Below are 18,243 nucleotides of genomic sequence, written 5' to 3' on the forward strand. Positions count from 1 at the left end.
CCACTTAATAATCAGTGACTACCCTGTTATTCTCAAACGATAGAATCTGACATTGAGTTAAGGAAAACTAATGTGAAAGAACGCATGCCTCCGCTACAAGGGCTGTATTATTTCTACATCGCGGCAAAGGAAGGCAGTTTTAAAGCGGCTGCCAAATACTTATTTGTCACACCAGCAGCGATTAGCCAACAGATACGTCAATTGGAAGAATTTCTGGGTACCGACTTGTTTGTGCGCCAACATCGAAAGATACTGCTCACCGCAGAAGGCGACTTGCTGTTTGCCCAAGCCGAACGAGGTTTCAATCACCTCCAACAGGGTGTGCGATTAATTAACCAAGATCCCAACCCAAATCATCTCTCCATCTCAACACTGCCTTCTTTTGCTCATCATTGGTTAGTACCAAGGATTGCTGCATTTCGACAACGACATCCAGATATCTCGCTACTCATGGAGCCAACGAATGAACTGGTTTCATTTCAAGATAGCCAGATAGATCTCTGTGTCCGTTATGGTCATGGATACTACCCGAATCTGGAATCACAATGGCTGATGGATGAAGTCTTCTACCCTGCCTGCCATCCCATCTACCAAAAAGAACATGGTATCTACAGCGTCCAAGATTTAAATAAAGCAGAGTTGATCGAAGATTTATGGCCGGACTTAGACTGGAATATGTGGCTCAACACATTAGGTCATAAAGCGGCAAAACCAACGCTCAAGTACAGTGGCTCGCATTTGGTTTTAGAAGGTGCTCTGTCGTTACAAGGCGTAGCGTTGGTCAAGCACAGCTTGGCTTATCGATACATCCAAGAAGGAAAACTGGTAAGAATTGGTGACATAGGCATTCAGCCTAAGTATGCCTATTACCTTTGCGCGCCGACAGGATATTTGAAGCGTCAAAAAACACAGTTATTTAGTCAATGGATAAAAGAAGAGATTGCTGAATTTGAACGCAGTACCGTTCGAGACTTTGAAACGATTCAATTAAAAGAAGAATGAAGTAAGCAATAAATTTTGGAAAACACCAGCTCCGTTCAGATAGACAAGTAAACAGATGCTAGATAGTAAAAAGCCCCGCACTAGGCGGGGCTTTGATGTCTTACAGAGTTAACTTAAGAATTACTTCTTAGCGTTACGCTCTTTAACGTCAGCAATTACTTGCTCAGCAACGTTGTTTGGACATGGCGAGTAGTGTGAGAACTCCATAGAGAACTGACCACGGCCAGAAGTCATAGTACGTAGAGTACCGATGTAACCGAACATTTCTGATAGAGGTACATCACCCTTGATACGTACGCCAGTAGTACCAGCTTGTTGGTCTTTGATCATACCACGACGACGGTTAAGGTCACCGATTACGTCACCAACGTGATCTTCTGGAGTGAACACGTCAACTTTCATGATTGGCTCAAGAAGTTGCGCGCCAGCTTTAGGCATAGACTGACGGAATGCGCCTTTAGCAGCGATTTCGTAAGCGATAGCTGAAGAGTCAACTGCGTGGAAGCCACCGTCGAATAGTTCAACTTCTACGTCTAGAGTTGGGAAGCCAGCTAGAACACCGTGTTCCATCATGCTAGCGAAGCCTTTCTCTACTGCAGGCCAGAATTCTTTAGGTACGTTACCACCAACAACTGTTGATTTGAACGTGAAGCCTGAACCAGTTTCGCCTGGTTTGATACGGTAGTCGATCTTACCGAACTGACCAGAACCACCAGACTGCTTCTTGTGCGTGTAGCTGTCTTCGATTGCTTGAGTGATAGTTTCACGGTAAGCAACCTGTGGAGCACCTACTTCTAGCTCAACGCCGTAAGTACGCTTAAGGATATCTACCTTGATGTCTAGGTGAAGTTCACCCATACCTTTCAGGATAGTTTCGCCTGAATCTTCATCAGTCTCAACTTGGAATGATGGATCTTCTGCAACCATTTTACCGATCGCGATACCCATCTTCTCGCTGCCGCCTTTATCTTTAGGCTTAACTGCGATAGAGATTACTGGATCTGGGAAGATCATTGGCTCAAGAGTACATTCGTGCTTAGGATCACATAGAGTGTGACCAGTTTGAACGTTCTTCATACCAACTACAGCGATGATGTCACCAGCTTGTGCTGAATCGATCTCGTTACGCTCGTCTGCGTGCATCTCAACCATACGGCCGATACGCTCTGTTTTACCAGTTGCAGAGTTAAGTACTGTGTCACCTTTCTTCATCTTACCAGAGTAGATGCGGATAAAGGTTAGAGCACCAAAACGGTCGTCCATGATCTTGAACGCAAGCGCTTTTAGTGGCTCGTCTGCAGATACTTTTGCTACTTCGCCAGTTGGCTCACCAGTTTCTGAATCTGTTAGAGGTTGTGGATCAACTTCTGTTGGTGATGGTAGGTAATCTACTACCGCGTCAAGAATAAGTTGGATACCTTTGTTCTTGTACGCTGAACCACAGTAAGTTGGGAAGAATGCTAGGTCACGTGTACCTTTACGGATACAACGTTTGATGTCTTCTAGAGATGGCTCTTCGCCTTCTTCTAGGTAAGCCATCATTAGATCTTCGTCTTGCTCTAGAGCAGTTTCGATTAGCATTTCACGGTATTCAGCCGCTTTCTCAACTAGATCAGCAGGGATGTCTTGAACTTCGTAGTTCTCTGGCTGGCCAGACTCGTCCCATACGTAAGCTTGTTGGCTTAGTACGTCAACAACACCTACGAAATCTTCTTCGATACCGATAGGTAGAGTCATTACTAGTGGAGTAGCACCTAGAACGTTTTGTACTTGGTCAACAACTTTGTAGAAGTCTGCGCCCATACGGTCTAGTTTGTTAACGAAGATCAGACGAGATACGTGTGATTCGTCAGCGTAACGCCAGTTAGTTTCTGACTGAGGCTCAACACCACCAGAACCACAGAATACACCGATACCACCGTCAAGTACTTTTAGAGAACGGTAAACTTCGATAGTGAAGTCAACGTGTCCAGGAGTATCGATGATGTTTAGACGGTGATCGTTCCAGAAACAAGTTGTTGCTGCAGACTGGATTGTAATACCACGCTCAGCTTCCTGCTCCATGAAGTCAGTAGTAGTTGAACCGTCGTGAGTGTCACCGATCTTATGGATCTTACCAGTTAGCTTTAGGATACGCTCTGTAGAGGTAGTTTTACCCGCGTCTACGTGAGCAAAAATACCAATGTTTCTGTATTTTGATAAATCAGTCATTGTCTTACTCTGTTAATAAGGTATAAAGTGCGCGCAGAGTATATCACATTCTGTCAATACTGATACCCTTGCGTGCGGATGGAAGAAAAAAAATTTTAACGTCGATTTTCCATCCTCAAATAATAGTCAAACTTCGCAATATGTGTGCTTAATTCGACAATAATGAGGACAGATTCAACATTATTGTTACCCCTAGAATTGGGGCACAAGATAGCGTTTACAACTCATCAAATGCTTCGATAGCTTCCGATAGTTTTTTCACGCCGTGGATTTGCATACCAGGAATACCGCCCTTGGGCATATTCGCTGCAGGAACGATTGCTTTCTTAAAGCCGTGCTTAAACGCTTCATTCAAACGCTCTTGCCCACTTGGTACAGGTCGAATCTCACCCGCCAAGCCCACTTCCCCAAACACCACCACATCTTTTGGTAGTGGACGGTCGCGGAAACTCGATAAAAGCGCCATAACTAACGCAAGGTCAGCACTGGTCTCTGTGACTTTAACGCCACCAACGACATTCACAAATACATCTTGGTCTGCCATTTGTAGACCACCATGCTTATGCAGTACCGCTAGTAATAAAGAGAGACGGTTTTGTTCTAAGCCAACCGCGACACGACGTGGGTTTGCCAGTTGTGAATAGTCTACTAGCGCTTGAATCTCTACTAGTAGAGGGCGCGTACCTTCCCAAACAACCATCACGGAGGAACCCGACGTCTCCTCTTCACCACGAGAAAGGAAGATCGCCGATGGGTTGTTCACTTCTTTTAACCCTTGCCCTGTCATGGCAAAAACACCGAGCTCGTTCACTGCACCAAAACGGTTTTTGTGGCTACGAAGCGTACGGAAACGGCTATCAGTCCCACCATCTAGCAACACGGAGCAGTCAATAATGTGCTCAAGTACTTTAGGTCCCGCAAGGGTACCATCTTTTGTTACGTGACCAACAATAAAGACAGCAACATTGTTTTGCTTTGCGTAACGCGTCAAGGCGGTTGCCGATTCACGTACTTGAGCGACACTCCCCGGTGAGGATTGAACATCAGAAACGTGCATAACCTGTATCGAGTCGATAACCATAATGCGTGGTTGCTCTTTCTCTGCAATTTGACAGATCTTATCGACATTCGTTTCTGACAGCATCTTTAAATGCTCTTTTGGCAAACCAAGACGGGAAGCACGCATCGCAACTTGCTGAAGTGATTCCTCACCCGTTACGTACAGCGTAGGCATTTGCGCCGACAACAAACACATGGTTTGTAGAAGTAACGTTGACTTACCTGCCCCTGGGTTACCACCAATCAAAATCGCCGCACCAGGAACCACACCACCGCCAAGTACACGATCGAGTTCTTTAAACCCACTGGTGAAACGCGGCACTTCTTGCAGATCAATCTCGGAAAGCGTCTGAACTTTTGATTCCGTCGCTGAGCCTGCATAACCAGATAAGCGTTCATTGCGCGCTACCGTTGGCGATGCAGCAATACGAACTTCAGTAATCGTGTTCCATGCACCACACGCATTACACTGCCCCTGCCAACGTGGGAAATCTGCGCCACAATCATTACAAACATACGCTCGTTTTGCTTTCGCCATGATGCCTCGATCTTTTCAACACTCGGTTTTTTCAACAAATGTGACCAAGCACTGCCATGTCTGACCTTATTGGACATGAACTCTTGATATACTCAAGTTTTGCTTTGCTTAGCCGATATAATTCGAATAACGACATACTTTAACAGAAATAATGCAGCAATCTGAAATTCTCTCGCTCGCAGAACGACTCATCCCAGTTTATGGCTCTGATGACTTTGACTTCGTCCTTGGTCAATTGACCGAGGGGGAACCGCCATCGGCCAAAATTCTTGTAAAGATGGAACTCAACCGTGTCATGGCACCTTGCAAGAAAAGCATTGATTTGCGAGGTCGAGTGAAAGGTGAATGTCGTGAATACTTATTAGATGGCATCCCTCATTGGTTGGATGACGTCGCTTTCAACGCTTACCACAAAAACTTAAAAAAATTCGGAGCTTACACTGAAGGCATGTGGGAAGCCTTGGTCAATACACGTAACAACTTTCGTGTAATGAGTAAAAACAACGGTAAGAATGAAGAACAATCGCTGACCGACCCTAAAAGTCCATTCCTTGCCGAACCGGTTCATCTTGGTTACGACTTAAAGCGCCAAGAAAAGCGCTTAAAAGTACAGTCTCAGGTAGAAATCATTCGCTCAAAAAGCCAAGTGATCCACGGTCTGAGTATTGACCTTTCTAGCTCTGGAGCAAAATTCAAAGTCCCAAGTGCATTCAAATACAGCTTGGGCGAAGTCATTCAAGTTACCTTTACCGAGTTTGCCAGCAAATCTCAGGTTGCCGGCGTTGAAAAACCAATCACTTATCGTGTGCTCGCAGTGGATGATTGCTACGAGAACGATGCTGTTCGTTATCTAAGAACCATTCGTTTGACCGAGACCAATGTCGTTGCTCGCTTGATTGATGAAGCTCTCAACAGCGCTGCAAAACGTGCTCGCCATGATAACCAAGATAAAATCATTCGCGCTCGCACGCGTGGTTACGAACATATTGCCCTGAAGCACACCAGCAACCTCCCTCTGTTTTTTGAAGGCAGCGAACTCAAGCTCGCAATGCTGACACCAAATAACCAAAAGATGTGGCAATACTGGCATGATGAGCGTAACCAGCAAGTATTTGGTTCGTTGTTCAATCCGAAAAGGATGGCTTCGTTAATTGCGCCGGGGGTCAAAGGGGCAACCAACGTGCTCTATTCCTTTACTCATGAGCATGACAACAAAACGTACTTCTATTCAATGCTGCGCCCAGAAGCGACCAGAGAGCAGCGTCAATTGTTCTGGCACCTGGGAGCCAAACGCGCCAGTTGGCGTGCTTTCCGCATTTCGATTTTTGAACTGTCTCAACAAGAAAAAGAAGACCTTGCTGCGTTTTCTTCTGAGTTAGCCGAAAGTTCGCAAAAACTGACCCACGTAGGCATTTTGCAAGAAATTGCCGATGAGAAGTCTGGACAGGATTATTTGCTTACTGAAAAACCTCGCGTGCCCGCGAATACACTTAATGCTTTTCGCCATCCACGTAAGATCATCGGCAATCCAAAAGGTATTTACTTTGACGCCCAATCTCGTCGAAAAGAGCCCCGTTATCGCTTCAAAACCCCTTTAGTGCTTAATACCGGAAGTGCGAAAGCTGCAGGCTTTACCATGGATATCTCTAAGCGAGGCTTGGGCTTACGCTTGGATGAGCCGACGGAATTACGCTCAGGGCAAGAAGTACGCATCAACTTCCGAGAGCTACAGTTATACGATAAGAAATTGCCTCTTTCAGAAGTCCCTTATCGGATTATTCGGGTGAGTCCCGATGGTCGTAGCGTGCAACTGGTCATAGATGAAGACAGCAAAACCATGCGTGTTATTGCTTTCTTCAATAGCATTATCGAGCACAACCAAGACAAACTCATCCCACAAAAAGAGATGCTGCCAAGTAACGCATTGTTGGAAAGGCTGCACAGTGTCCTACTCTCACGTATTTTGAGTACGCCAATCTTTATTAGTAAAAGCGCAGCCTCTTCGGTGAAAACTCCCGTTATTGGTGTCAACTTCCCATTAGCGAAGCACATCGAGTTATACGCACGCCTTGGTCACAATCAGCAGTTCTCTCTCGAACCATTATTTAAGGGACGATCTAGCACTCTGATCGCCGAACCAATTAAACGTATTGATGGCGCTCAGGCGAGACATCAAGATGTTTACATCAGCGTGGCGAAAGTTGGTAGCAAAATCACTGGGCTAGAGTCGAAGCTGCAACAAGATTTTACCAGTGTCAAAGAACGTATTCAGTTCATAAAGAAAGCCCGCATGATGGGTGAGTTTTACGCAACCCGTATTTCTACCGCGCCAATCTTTGATCCGATGACTTCTTTGCTGCGCCAGGACTTGAGTGATTTAACCCAATTTGGGGTTCATCAAGCCAGTAAACTAGAAAAAGAGCTGACCGCACTAGTTGGCTACAGCGAATTTGAAGACATTACTGAAGAAGTGATCGTGCGATTAGAACTGACTGAATAACAAAACACCGCCAAACTGGCGGTGTTTTTCTATCGTGTTTCGTCGTGAAAACCCAGATTATGGTTTCGCTTTCCAACTGATTTTCTGCTGCTTAACTAAAGCGCCAGAAAGAATACACAGCACACCACCTAGACCTGCGAATCGAACGGCAGTTTGCGCTTGCTCTTCAACTTTAGGTTTAGCGTGATAAGCCACACCCAGCCCTGCAGCAGACATCATCACCAGATCATTTGCACCGTCACCGACTGCGACGGTATTGTGTTGCTCAATCTCGTACTCTTCTGCAAGCTCTACCAAAATGTCAGCTTTGGTTTGGGCAGATACAACATCGCCAAGCACTTCACCCGTCAATTTGCCATCAACAATTTCTAGTTGGTTGGATTGCGCAAAATCCAATCCCACTTTGTCTTTAATAAAGTCGGAGAAGTAAGTGAATCCACCAGAGGCAATCGCAGTCTTCCAACCCAATGCATTGAAGGTTGTAATCAACGCTTCGAAGTCTGGCATGAATGGCAGTTGGCTTCGTACCCGCTCAAGAATGGCTTCATCAGCCCCTTTCAGCTTACCAACGCGCTGACGTAAACTTTGTTCAAAGTCCAGCTCACCTTGCATGGCTCGTTCGGTGACTTCGGCGACTTCTTCGCCTACACCGGCAAGTTTAGCAATCTCGTCGATACACTCGATTTGAATCGCAGTTGAATCCATATCAAACACAACCAAACCCGGCACAGAAAGATCCGGTACTTCGTTTAAAGAAGCGTAATCCAGATTTAAGCTTTTCAGAATGGTTTCGTGCTCTGGCGTAAGGTTACCCGCCATCAATGCCACTTCATACTGACCTACCTTCCAAGTATCTAAAATTGGGTTATAGAAGCCGGTAAAAAAATCGATGTCTTCAAAATTGCGAGGCTCAAGGTGCTCACCAAATACAATCCAGTTAGCCTTGGCTTTATCGAGCTGAGTAGCAAAGCGAGTTTCGGGTAGTCGTTTTAAAAGAGTCGTATGCCTTCTGATAGGCAAGCTTTTTGACGCGTCCATGTATATAATCCCTTGTGACTTTGCTAAAACGTTACCTCAACAAGCTAAAAAGGCAAGTCTTTGTTTTGTTTTGAATGGACGAGTAAAGAGCATGAGTGAATCCTTATTCTCAGTAAGGAATGCCCTACGAATTCTGGCGCTGATACTGCTGTGTGTGATGCTATTTGTCACCATCAAAAACAGTGTCGTCATCAGTAAGGGTAATGAGAAGATACAAGCGCAGCAGCTTGAAACCCTGACAAAAGTTTTGATTTCACAGGCGTCGTTATCTGCCAGTGAAATGATCATAAATAAAGACCAAGAACGTCTGCTTAAACTGACGAATCAGTTAGCACAAGACCGTCTGGTATTCGATGCGACCATCTATGACGCGCAAGGTGTGCGTCTTGCATCCAGCAAAGAAGCGCTGTCTGTACGAGAGGTACTTGGATTAGATACGCCACTTGCGACAGCGTCGATTGGACGTCAGCAGCTCGTTGAACCGGTACTGGCAGATGGCGCAGTGATTGGCTTTGTACGAGTGACTTTTGAAACCGGTCGTGTAACGGCAATCTCTGATCATCACTACCGTAAAAGTGATCGTTACATGTACATGATGGTACTGATGAGCTTTGCATGTGGCATGCTGTTCATCATGATTTTACGCAGACAGCCGATCCGCCGTAAAAAAGGTGAAAACCTATTGCTAACCAAGTAGTTCAAAAACCAATTTATCAAAATAAAACAGCCCGCATGATGCGGGCTGTTTTTTTATGCTGATAAGCAAAAGAATAGAAGGCTGTTCGCCCTTACTCTTCATCACCTAGCAATACTGAATCAAGTGCGATTAGCATCATGTCGTTGAACGTAGTTTGACGTTCGTCTGATGTGGTTTGCTCGCCAGTTTTGATGTGGTCAGAAACAGTACAGATAGTCAGAGCTTTCGCGCCGTACTCAGCAGCAACGCCGTAGATACCAGCCGCTTCCATTTCAACACCTACGATACCGTACTTGTCCATTACGTCGAACATTTCTGGATCTGGCGTGTAGAACAGTTCTGCTGAGAACAGGTTACCTACTTTTACGTCTACGCCGCGAGCTTTCGCTGCTTCTTCTGCTGCGCGAACCATTTTGTAGTCAGCAATAGCGGCAAAGTCATGACCTTTAAAGCGGATGCGGTTAACTTTAGAATCAGTACAAGCGCCCATGCCGATAACAACATCACGTACTTTGATATCTTCGTTCACTGCGCCACAGCTACCTACACGAATCACTTTCTTCACACCGAAGTCTTTGATTAGCTCAGTCACGTAGATTGAACATGATGGAATACCCATACCGTGACCCATTACTGAGATCTTACGACCTTTGTAAGTGCCGGTGTAACCGAACATATTACGAACGTCACATACTTGAACTACATCTTCAAGGAAAGTCTCTGCAATGTATTTAGCACGTAGCGGGTCACCCGGCATTAGAACGACGTCTGCGAATGCACCCATTTCTGCGTTGATATGTGGAGTTGCCATGTTTCTTTTCCTTAACCTGTCTCTAGCGATCCGCACTGCTACTGGCGGTTTTGGCTAGAATATTCTCATTTCCGACAAGCAACATTTTCATGCTGCCAACATAAAACTAGGAGCAATCAAGCTCCTAGTTTTCAAAACCTACCTAATTATAGGAAGTTCTTACCGTAATCCATTGGTGATGTACCGAAGTAACTTGCCAATGTTTGACCGATATCTGCAAAGCTATCACGACGACCTAGTGAGCCCGCTGGTACTTTCTTACCATAAACAATTACTGGAATGTGCTCACGAGTATGGTCAGTACCAGGCCATGTTGGATCACAACCGTGGTCTGCCGTTAGGATAAGAACATCGTCTTCTTCCATTAGCTCTAGCACTTCGTTGATGCGACCATCGAAATACTCAAGTGCCGCAGCATAACCCGCTACGTCACGACGGTGACCGTACGCTGAGTCGAAGTCTACAAAGTTAGTGAATACGATAGTGTTGTCACCCGCTTCTTTGATTTGCTCTAGTGTTGCTTCGAACAGTGCAGGGATACCTGTCGCTTTCACTTTCTTAGTGATGCCGCAGTTCGCGTAAATATCAGCGATCTTACCGATAGAAACCACATCACCTTGCTTCTCATCAACTAGCTTCTGAAGAACAGTTGCTGATGGTGGCTCAACAGAAAGGTCACGACGGTTACCTGTACGTTCAAATTGACCTTTACCAGGACCAATGAAAGGACGCGCAATAACACGACCGATGTTGTAATCTTCTAGCTCTTCACGTGCAATTTGGCAAAGCTCTAGTAGACGGTCTAGACCGAAAGTCTCTTCGTGACATGCAATTTGGAATACAGAGTCAGCAGACGTGTAAAAAATTGGCTGACCTGTCTTCATGTGCTCTTCACCAAGGTCATCCAATACTTGAGTACCTGATGCATGGCAGTTACCTAGGAAGCCGTCTAAACCCGCACGCTCAAGGATGCGATCAGTCAGCTCTTTCGGGAAGCTGTTCGCTTTATCTGTGAAGTAGCCCCAATCAAACAGAACAGGCACACCAGCGATTTCCCAGTGACCAGATGGAGTATCTTTACCTGAAGAAAGCTCTGCTGCGTGACCGTACGCACCAATGATTTCTGCATCTGCGTCTAGGCCAGGTGCGAAGCGACCTGTTGACTCTTTATGTGCCATTGCCAAACCTAACTTAGATAGGTTTGGAAGACGAAGTGCACCTTTACGTTGATCGTTATCTGCTAAGCCTTGCTCACACTGGTCTGCAATATGACCTAATGTGTCTGAACCTACATCACCAAATTGTTCTGCATCTGCAGCTGCGCCGATGCCGAATGAGTCTAGTACTAAAATAAATGCTCTTTTCATTGCTCGTTCCTTAGGCCCACTCGGCTTCTTATTATGGTTGAGTAGGCCTTGTGTAATTACTTATTCGATTAAAGATCTTCTGCACGGATTTGACGGTAAACCTCTGGAGTTGGTGTGTACTCACCACCTACAGTGATTGCACTGCGAAGTGCTTTAGCGGCTTCTTCCCATTGCTCTTCAGTGCGAGCATGAATAACCGCAAGAGGTTTATCACTATCTGCTACTTCACCTAGACGGATGAAGTTATCGAAACCAACTGCGTAGTCGATTTCATCTGTCGCAACGCGACGACCGCCGCCCATTGAAACAACAGCCATGCCGATAGCACGAGTGTCCATCGCAGATACAACGCCAGTTTCTGTTGCGTATACAGGTTTAATAATTTCTGCTTTTTCTAGGTAGTTATCGTAGTTTTCTACGAAGTCCGCAGGACCACCTAGACCAGCAACCATCTTACCGAAGCACTCAGCAGCTTTGCCGTTGTCTAGCGCTTCCATCAGTTTTGCACGTGCGTCTTCTGTGTTCTCAGCAAGTTTGCCAAGTACCAGCATTTCTGCACATGACGCCATTGTTACTTCAAGTAGACGTGGGTTACGGTATTCACCTGTTAGGAAGCGAACCGCTTCACGTACTTCCACTGCGTTACCCGCAGAAGACGCCAAGACTTGGTTCATGTCCGTGAGGATAGCGGTTGTCTTAGTGCCTGCACCGTTTGCTACCGCAACGATTGATTTTGCTAGCTCTTCAGACGCTTCATAAGTTGGCATGAATGCACCAGAGCCAACTTTTACGTCCATCACTAGAGATTCAAGACCAGCAGCAAGCTTCTTCGATAAAATCGACGCCGTGATTAGTGAAATGTTGTCTACAGTAGCCGTGATATCGCGAGTCGCGTAAACACGCTTATCCGCAGGAGCAAGATCACCCGTTTGACCGATGATAGCCACACCAGCATCTTTGGTCACTTGACCGAATACATCGTTTGTTGGCGTGATGTTGTAGCCAGGGATAGACTCAAGCTTATCCAGCGTACCGCCAGTATGGCCAAGACCACGACCAGAGATCATTGGTACGAAACCACCACATGCAGCCACCATTGGACCAAGCATTAGAGAAGTTACGTCACCCACACCACCAGTAGAGTGCTTATCGACAATTGGACCACCAAAGTTCATGTGGCTCCAATCGATAACCATACCTGAATCACGCATTGCACACGTTAGTGCGATACGTTCTGGCATCGTCATTTCATTGAAGAAGATTGTCATAGCAAATGCAGCGATCTGACCTTCAGATACACTGTTGTTCGCTACGCCTTGAATGAAGAAGTTGATTTCGTCGGCTGTTAGAACTTCGCCGTCACGTTTTTTACGGATAATTTCTTGTGGTAAATACATTAGTGCCTCCCAAGCTCATTTTGAGCCATGGTATAAGTAGGATAGAAGAGGTTTGGTAGCACCAAAGTTGGTGCTACCGTTCAGACGTATTGTTGGAATTAGTACGCTGTTGGATCAGCGACTTCGTCCGATACTTCTAATGTATTTAGTAGGTTTGTAAGCAGGCTAGACGCACCGAAACGGTAATGACGAGCATCAACCCAGTTATCACCTAGGATTTCGTCAGCCATTGCCAGGTATGCCGCTGCATCTTCAGCAGTACGCACACCACCTGCTGGTTTGAAACCAACAGTTTCTGCAACACCCATGTCACGAATAACTTCAAGCATCATGCGAGCGTATTCAGGCGTTGCGTTTACTGGCACTTTACCAGTTGAAGTTTTAATGAAGTCAGCACCTGCTTCAATACAGATTTGAGATGCTTTCTTGATTAGCGCTTCTTCTTTAAGTTCACCAGTTTCGATGATCACTTTAAGAAGGATGTCACCACAAGCTTCTTTACATTGCTTAACTAGCTCGAAGCCCACTTTCTCATCACCCGCCATTAGAGCGCGGTATGGGAAAACTACGTCAACTTCGTCTGCACCGTAAGCGACAGCCGCTTTTGTTTCAGCAACAGCGATTTCAATATCGTCGTTACCGTGTGGGAAGTTCGTTACTGTTGCGATACGAACTTCTGGCGTGCCTTGCTCACGAAGTGTCTTCTTAGCAATAGGAATAAAGCGAGGGTAAATACAAATTGCAGCTGTGTTGCCTACTGCAGATTTCGCGTCATGACATAGTGAGATCACTTTTGCATCAGTGTCATCATCATTTAGCGTAGTAAGGTCCATAAGTTTCAGTGCACGTAGCGCTGCTGCTTTTAAATCGCTCATTTCTATCTCCGATCAATATTCAAAAAATTCACTACTCAGCCTCACATCACTTCTCTAACTATAATCAACAAGTCGAGACAGTGTGAGAAATTGGCTAAACAGTCTATTTATGAACGGACTTGGTTCCCTGAAGACTCGGCATATACTGCGAAAAAGTCATATGCCAATTGCTATCCTTGTCACCGCACAGTACCAGTTTGGCCTATGGCACAACAATCTATGATTGCGGTGTCTTTAATATCACATCAAACAATAAAACGCTTGTTTGATTTGATATTGAGGGCAATTCATTTGCCCATCGAGTATGTAATATTCACTCTATGATTAAGTGGTTATCATAACCACGATCTCGTGATTACTACATTATAGATATTCACCGCAAAACTGTAGCACCAAATAGAGCGCAAACGGTTTGTATCTCAAAATTTTCCAGCCCCTATTCCACCGACTGCGTAAGCCACTCACGTAGACCTACGTGCGGTTAAGTTTTCAGGTCCAAAAAACGAAAAATGCCCCGCAGCAATCTCTTGCTACAGGGCATGGTTTAAAACGGCGTCTATATATTAAGAACCGATTCTAATTAAAATGCTGCAAGGCTAAGGCAGAAGCCTGCAATAGTCGCTGCCATTAGGTTAGACAACGTACCAGCAAGAACTGCTTTAATACCCATGCGAGCGATATCTGAACGACGGTTTGGTGCAAGGCTACCTAGACCACCAAGTAGGATCGCGATAGAAGAAAGGTTCGCGAAGCCACATAGTGCGAATGAGATGATAGCTGTAGTCTTCTCAGACATTACTTCACCAGTTGCCGCAACTACTTGAGCGCTGTCACCTAGGTAAGGTGTGAAGTTCAAGTATGCAACGAATTCGTTAATAACTAGTTTCTGACCGATGAATGAACCAGCAACAACTGCTTCGTCCCAAGGAACACCGATTAGGAATGCTAGTGGAGAGAACGCGTAACCTAGGATTAGTTCTAGAGTCAGTTCAGGCATACCGAACCAACCGCCGATGCCACCTAGCATACCGTTAACAAGCGCAATCAGACCTACGAACGCGATTAGCATTGCACCAACGTTTAGTGCTAGTTGTAGACCAGAAGCCGCACCGCCCGCTGCTGCGTCGATTACGTTAGCTGGTTTGTCGTCGCCACCGTCCATTGCTTCTTCGATGTCTTCGTGAGGCTGATCAGTCTCTGGGTGAAGAATCTTAGCGAATAGTAGACCACCTGGTGCTGCCATGAATGATGCTGCTACTAGGTACTCTAGAGGTACACCCATTGAAGCGTAACCTGCTAGTACACCACCAGCTACAGATGCTAGACCACCACACATTACCGCAAATAGCTCAGATTGAGTCATTTTTGGAACGAAAGGACGAACAACAAGAGGTGCTTCAGTTTGACCTACGAAAATGTTAGCTGCTGCAGACATTGATTCCGCACGAGAAGTGCCAAGCGCTTTTTGTAGTGCACCACCAAGAATCTTGATAACCCACTGCATTACGCCAATGTAGTAAAGAACTGAAATCAGTGCTGAGAAGAAGATCAGTGTAGGAAGAACGCGGAATGCGAAGATGAAGCCGCCGCCGCCGAATACTTCGAACATCTTGTCAGAAACAAGACCACCGAATAGGAATGATGAACCGTTGTTACCGTAGTTGATAACGTTAGAAACACCAGTAGAGAAACCGTTTAGTAGATCACGGCCCCAAGGTACGTAAAGAACGAATGCACCTAGGATGAATTGGATAGCAAATGCGCCACCCACAGTTCTTAGATTGATAGCTTTACGGTTATTGGAAAATGCAAATGCGATAGCAAGAAGCACTACCATACCGACTAGGCTCATAAACAGGCTCATAGTTTATGACTTCCTTATAAGTTATTTATTGGCGTGTTACAAAATGGAGCTATAAAGCGGGGGCAATTATACTCATGCAGAATCAATTAAAGTAATGCCACCCTCACACTTTCTTATAAGATTCATCATTGATTCACTCTCGTTTGTGAGTCAACTCACAATAAGCAGGAAAACGTTTTCGCTTTTAAACAGCTTCTTTAGATTTTATTCACATATAAAGAAAGCAGAATTGCTATTTTCCCACAGCTGAGAAGCAATCGATTGCTTGCTTTTGCTATGTAAAGAAGTCAATTCATTGAGAACATGAATAAGTTGTGAGGGATGATTCGGCTCACCCTGATAGCCAAGTATAGGCATATCTGGGGCATCCGTTTCTAAGACGAGATGTTCAAGGGGTAATCTTTGAATTGCGTCGCGAGTTTTGTTAGCTCTCGGATACGTAATGGTGCCTCCGACGCCAATCGAAAAGCCTAATCGAACCCATTCCATCGCCTGTTGGTAGCTGCCTGAGAACGCATGCAACACCCCACCTTTTGGTAAATGTGCCGCTTTAACCATCTGAATAAGTCGATTGTGCGCTTTGCGGCTGTGCAGGATCACCGGTAAATCAAACCGCTTTGCTAACTCAAATTGCAACTCAAGCGCGCGCTCTTGTCGCTCAACTGGCACTTCAATAGTGAAATCCAAACCGCACTCTCCTATTGCAACGCATTGCCGGTTGGAAGAAGAAAGCAATGATTCCAACTCTGGAGCAAATTGCTCAAACTCTTGTTGGAGAAAATAGGGATGAAAACCCAGTGCATAATAGAGATGAGAATATTGATTGGCGAGGTCTTGAATGCGAGTCCAATTACTTGGCCCGACAGACGGAATAAGGATACGCTCTACTCCTTGCTCACGCGCAAGCTCAACTTGATATGCAAAGTCATCTTGGAAGACATCGAAGTCAAAGTGGCAATGAGTATCAAATAGTTTCATTACTTGGCTTCTCTTGCTCTTCTTTCTTTGTTGAAGGTGGCTCATTAGCTGGGTCTTGTTTGTACGGCACACAACTGCGCTTTTGATCGGGTGTTAGTCCCATCTCTTTGCACCAATCATCGTAGCGTTTAAGTCCTTTTTTAAACCAGTTCATTGCCCACCCTTTTTTTAGCTCATAGAGTTCTTTGTAAACCAAATAAAAAACCGCCGTTAACTAAGTGTATAGCTAACGGCGGCTTATAATCTAGTATGCGATGTAAAGCGAGTTAGATTCGATTAGTGCTCACGTGTCGCACGGAAATCGATATCAGGGAAACGCTCTTGCGCTAGGTTTAGGTTAACCATGGTCGGTGCGATGTAAGTTAGGTTATCGCCACCGTCCAATGCTAGGTTCGTTTGGTTCTTACGCTGGAACTCATCCAGTTTCTTCGCATCGCCACACTCAACCCAACGAGCAGTTGCCACGTTCACGCCTTCATAGATCGCTTCAACGTTGTATTCTGACTTCAAACGAGCTACAACCACGTCAAACTGAAGTACACCAACCGCACCTACGATAAGGTCGTTGTTTTGCAATGGACGGAATACCTGTACCGCACCTTCTTCAGACAGCTGAACCAGACCTTTTAGTAGCTGCTTCTGCTTCAATGGATCTTTTAGACGAATACGACGGAACAATTCCGGAGCAAAGTTTGGAATACCAGAGAACTTCAGCGCTTCACCTTGAGTGAAAGTGTCACCAATTTGGATAGTGCCGTGGTTGTGTAGACCAATAATGTCACCCGCGTAAGCGTGCTCTGCACGAGAACGGTCACCCGCCATAAAGGTTACCGCATCTGAAATACTCACTTGCTTGCCAAGACGAACGTGGTTCATCTTCATGCCTTGCGTGTAAGTGCCCGATACGATACGCATGAAGGCAATACGGTCACGGTGTTTTGGATCCATGTTTGCTTGGATCTTAAATACGAAACCAGAGAACTTGTCTTCTGTTGCTTCAACATCACGCTCAACTGCTTGACGCGTTTTCGGTGCAGGAGCCCACTCCGTCAGACCGTCTAGCATGTGGTCAACACCAAAGTTACCCAGTGCCGTACCAAAGTAAACTGGCGTTAGTTCACCCGTTAGGAATAGCTCTAAGTCAAACTCAGGGCATGCGCCCATGACAAGCTCAAGCTCTTCACGAACGCTTTCTGCTAGGCTTTCACCTACTTTTTCGTCTAGCTCTGGATTGTCTAGACCTTTGATGATGCGAACTTCTTGGATCTCATGACCATGACCTGATTCGTACAGAATCGTTTCGTCACGGTGAATGTGGTAAACACCTTTAAACTCTTTACCACAGCCGATTGGCCATGTGATTGGCGCACACATCATGCCCAATTCGTTTTCTACTTCATCCAATACTTCCATTGGATCACGAACGTCACGGTCAAGTTTGTTCATGAAGGTTACGATTGGCGTGTCACGTAGACGTGTAACTTCCATTAGTTTACGAGTACGGTCCTCAACACCTTTCGCTGCATCGATAACCATCAGACATGAGTCAACTGCCGTTAGAGTACGGTAAGTATCTTCCGAGAAGTCTTCGTGTCCAGGAGTATCAAGTAGGTTTACCAGACAATCGTTGTAAGGGAACTGCATTACAGAAGTAGTAACCGAGATACCACGTTCCTTTTCCATTTCCATCCAGTCTGATTTTGCGTGCTGTGCGTTACCACGACCTTTAACCGTACCTGCTTTTTGGATCGCGTTTCCGAATAACAGTACTTTTTCAGTAATGGTGGTTTTACCCGCATCCGGGTGAGAAATAATAGCGAACGTTCTACGCTTAGAAACTTCGCCTAGAAAAGGTGTATTTGACATGAAACTGGTCTTCTTTGATGTCTGATGACTTGCTCGAAAT

Annotated in this window: 14 protein-coding genes; 3 read left to right on the plus strand and 11 right to left on the minus strand. The window is 45.5% G+C overall.

Features of this window, described 5'->3' with window-relative positions:
• The first annotated feature begins 72 nt into the window (after positions 1-72).
• The gene (locus AACR11_RS10810; RefSeq protein ID WP_029790383.1) at positions 73-1,002 is read left to right on the plus strand and encodes a LysR substrate-binding domain-containing protein; all 930 of its coding nucleotides are present in this window, start codon (positions 73-75) and stop codon (positions 1,000-1,002) included.
• 120 nt (positions 1,003-1,122) lie between these two features.
• On the opposite strand, the gene fusA is transcribed toward AACR11_RS10810, so the two are convergent.
• Entirely contained in the window at positions 1,123-3,213 is a 2,091-nt protein-coding gene (fusA, locus tag AACR11_RS10815; protein WP_029790382.1) for an elongation factor G, read from the minus strand.
• Positions 3,214-3,430: 217 nt separating this feature from the next.
• A complete protein-coding gene (gene radA, locus AACR11_RS10820) occupies positions 3,431-4,810 on the minus strand; it encodes a DNA repair protein RadA (protein WP_005439523.1) in 1,380 nt (459 codons plus the stop codon).
• Positions 4,811-4,961: 151 nt separating this feature from the next.
• On the opposite strand from radA, the gene AACR11_RS10825 reads away from it, so the two are divergent.
• Positions 4,962-7,310, plus strand: coding sequence for a PilZ domain-containing protein (locus tag AACR11_RS10825; protein WP_005449113.1), 2,349 nt, complete (start codon positions 4,962-4,964; stop codon positions 7,308-7,310).
• A 57-nt stretch (positions 7,311-7,367) separates the two neighbouring features.
• Here the strand turns inward: AACR11_RS10825 and serB are convergent, their stop codons facing one another.
• Entirely contained in the window at positions 7,368-8,348 is a 981-nt protein-coding gene (serB, locus tag AACR11_RS10830) for a phosphoserine phosphatase (RefSeq protein WP_029790381.1), read from the minus strand.
• Between the two features lie 91 nt (positions 8,349-8,439).
• On the opposite strand from serB, the gene AACR11_RS10835 reads away from it, so the two are divergent.
• Complete coding sequence (locus AACR11_RS10835) at positions 8,440-9,045, plus strand: YtjB family periplasmic protein (protein ID WP_009698713.1); 606 nt, start codon at positions 8,440-8,442, stop codon at positions 9,043-9,045.
• Positions 9,046-9,136: 91 nt separating this feature from the next.
• On the opposite strand, the gene deoD is transcribed toward AACR11_RS10835, so the two are convergent.
• The 8 genes from deoD to prfC all read right to left on the minus strand — a co-directional run bounded on the left by deoD (position 9,137) and on the right by prfC (position 18,203).
• Entirely contained in the window at positions 9,137-9,856 is a 720-nt protein-coding gene (gene deoD / locus AACR11_RS10840; RefSeq protein WP_005449118.1) for a purine-nucleoside phosphorylase, read from the minus strand.
• Positions 9,857-10,002: 146 nt separating this feature from the next.
• Entirely contained in the window at positions 10,003-11,223 is a 1,221-nt protein-coding gene (locus tag AACR11_RS10845; protein WP_005449119.1) for a phosphopentomutase, read from the minus strand.
• A 68-nt stretch (positions 11,224-11,291) separates the two neighbouring features.
• On the minus strand, positions 11,292-12,620 hold the full coding sequence (gene deoA, locus AACR11_RS10850) for a thymidine phosphorylase (protein ID WP_005449121.1): 1,329 nt from the start codon (positions 12,618-12,620) through the stop codon (positions 11,292-11,294).
• Between the two features lie 98 nt (positions 12,621-12,718).
• Positions 12,719-13,495, minus strand: a complete 777-nt coding sequence (gene deoC / locus AACR11_RS10855) for a deoxyribose-phosphate aldolase (RefSeq protein WP_005449122.1) — start codon at positions 13,493-13,495, stop codon at positions 12,719-12,721.
• 580 nt (positions 13,496-14,075) lie between these two features.
• On the minus strand, positions 14,076-15,359 hold the full coding sequence (locus tag AACR11_RS10860; RefSeq protein WP_005449124.1) for a NupC/NupG family nucleoside CNT transporter: 1,284 nt from the start codon (positions 15,357-15,359) through the stop codon (positions 14,076-14,078).
• Between the two features lie 204 nt (positions 15,360-15,563).
• Positions 15,564-16,337: a TatD family hydrolase gene (locus tag AACR11_RS10865; protein ID WP_029790380.1), complete on the minus strand. Its 774-nt coding sequence runs from the start codon at positions 16,335-16,337 to the stop codon at positions 15,564-15,566.
• Positions 16,324-16,491, minus strand: coding sequence for a DUF5363 family protein (locus AACR11_RS10870; protein WP_162860700.1), 168 nt, complete (start codon positions 16,489-16,491; stop codon positions 16,324-16,326). Before AACR11_RS10870 ends, AACR11_RS10865 begins: the two co-directional genes overlap by 14 nt.
• Positions 16,492-16,613: 122 nt before the next feature.
• Complete coding sequence (gene prfC, locus AACR11_RS10875; RefSeq protein ID WP_005449129.1) at positions 16,614-18,203, minus strand: peptide chain release factor 3; 1,590 nt, start codon at positions 18,201-18,203, stop codon at positions 16,614-16,616.
• Positions 18,204-18,243: the final 40 nt, after the last annotated feature.

The organism is Vibrio sp. L85, from assembly GCF_963871815.1.
In the GTDB taxonomy this organism is placed as follows: Bacteria; Pseudomonadota; Gammaproteobacteria; order Enterobacterales; family Vibrionaceae; genus Vibrio; species Vibrio harveyi.

Bases quoted from the DNA above. Each gene is read 5' to 3' on its own strand.
- fusA (WP_029790382.1), bottom strand. From the start codon at position 3,213: ATGACTGATTTATCAAAATACAGAAACATTGGTATTTTTGCTCACGTA.
- radA (WP_005439523.1), bottom strand. From the start codon at position 4,810: ATGGCGAAAGCAAAACGAGCGTATGTTTGTAATGATTGTGGCGCAGAT.
- AACR11_RS10825 (WP_005449113.1), top strand. From the start codon at position 4,962: ATGCAGCAATCTGAAATTCTCTCGCTCGCAGAACGACTCATCCCAGTT.
- serB (WP_029790381.1), bottom strand. From the start codon at position 8,348: ATGGACGCGTCAAAAAGCTTGCCTATCAGAAGGCATACGACTCTTTTA.
- AACR11_RS10835 (WP_009698713.1), top strand. From the start codon at position 8,440: ATGAGTGAATCCTTATTCTCAGTAAGGAATGCCCTACGAATTCTGGCG.
- deoD (WP_005449118.1), bottom strand. From the start codon at position 9,856: ATGGCAACTCCACATATCAACGCAGAAATGGGTGCATTCGCAGACGTC.
- AACR11_RS10845 (WP_005449119.1), bottom strand. From the start codon at position 11,223: ATGAAAAGAGCATTTATTTTAGTACTAGACTCATTCGGCATCGGCGCA.
- deoA (WP_005449121.1), bottom strand. From the start codon at position 12,620: ATGTATTTACCACAAGAAATTATCCGTAAAAAACGTGACGGCGAAGTT.
- deoC (WP_005449122.1), bottom strand. From the start codon at position 13,495: ATGAGCGATTTAAAAGCAGCAGCGCTACGTGCACTGAAACTTATGGAC.
- AACR11_RS10860 (WP_005449124.1), bottom strand. From the start codon at position 15,359: ATGAGCCTGTTTATGAGCCTAGTCGGTATGGTAGTGCTTCTTGCTATC.
- AACR11_RS10865 (WP_029790380.1), bottom strand. From the start codon at position 16,337: ATGAAACTATTTGATACTCATTGCCACTTTGACTTCGATGTCTTCCAA.
- AACR11_RS10870 (WP_162860700.1), bottom strand. From the start codon at position 16,491: ATGAACTGGTTTAAAAAAGGACTTAAACGCTACGATGATTGGTGCAAA.
- prfC (WP_005449129.1), bottom strand. From the start codon at position 18,203: ATGTCAAATACACCTTTTCTAGGCGAAGTTTCTAAGCGTAGAACGTTC.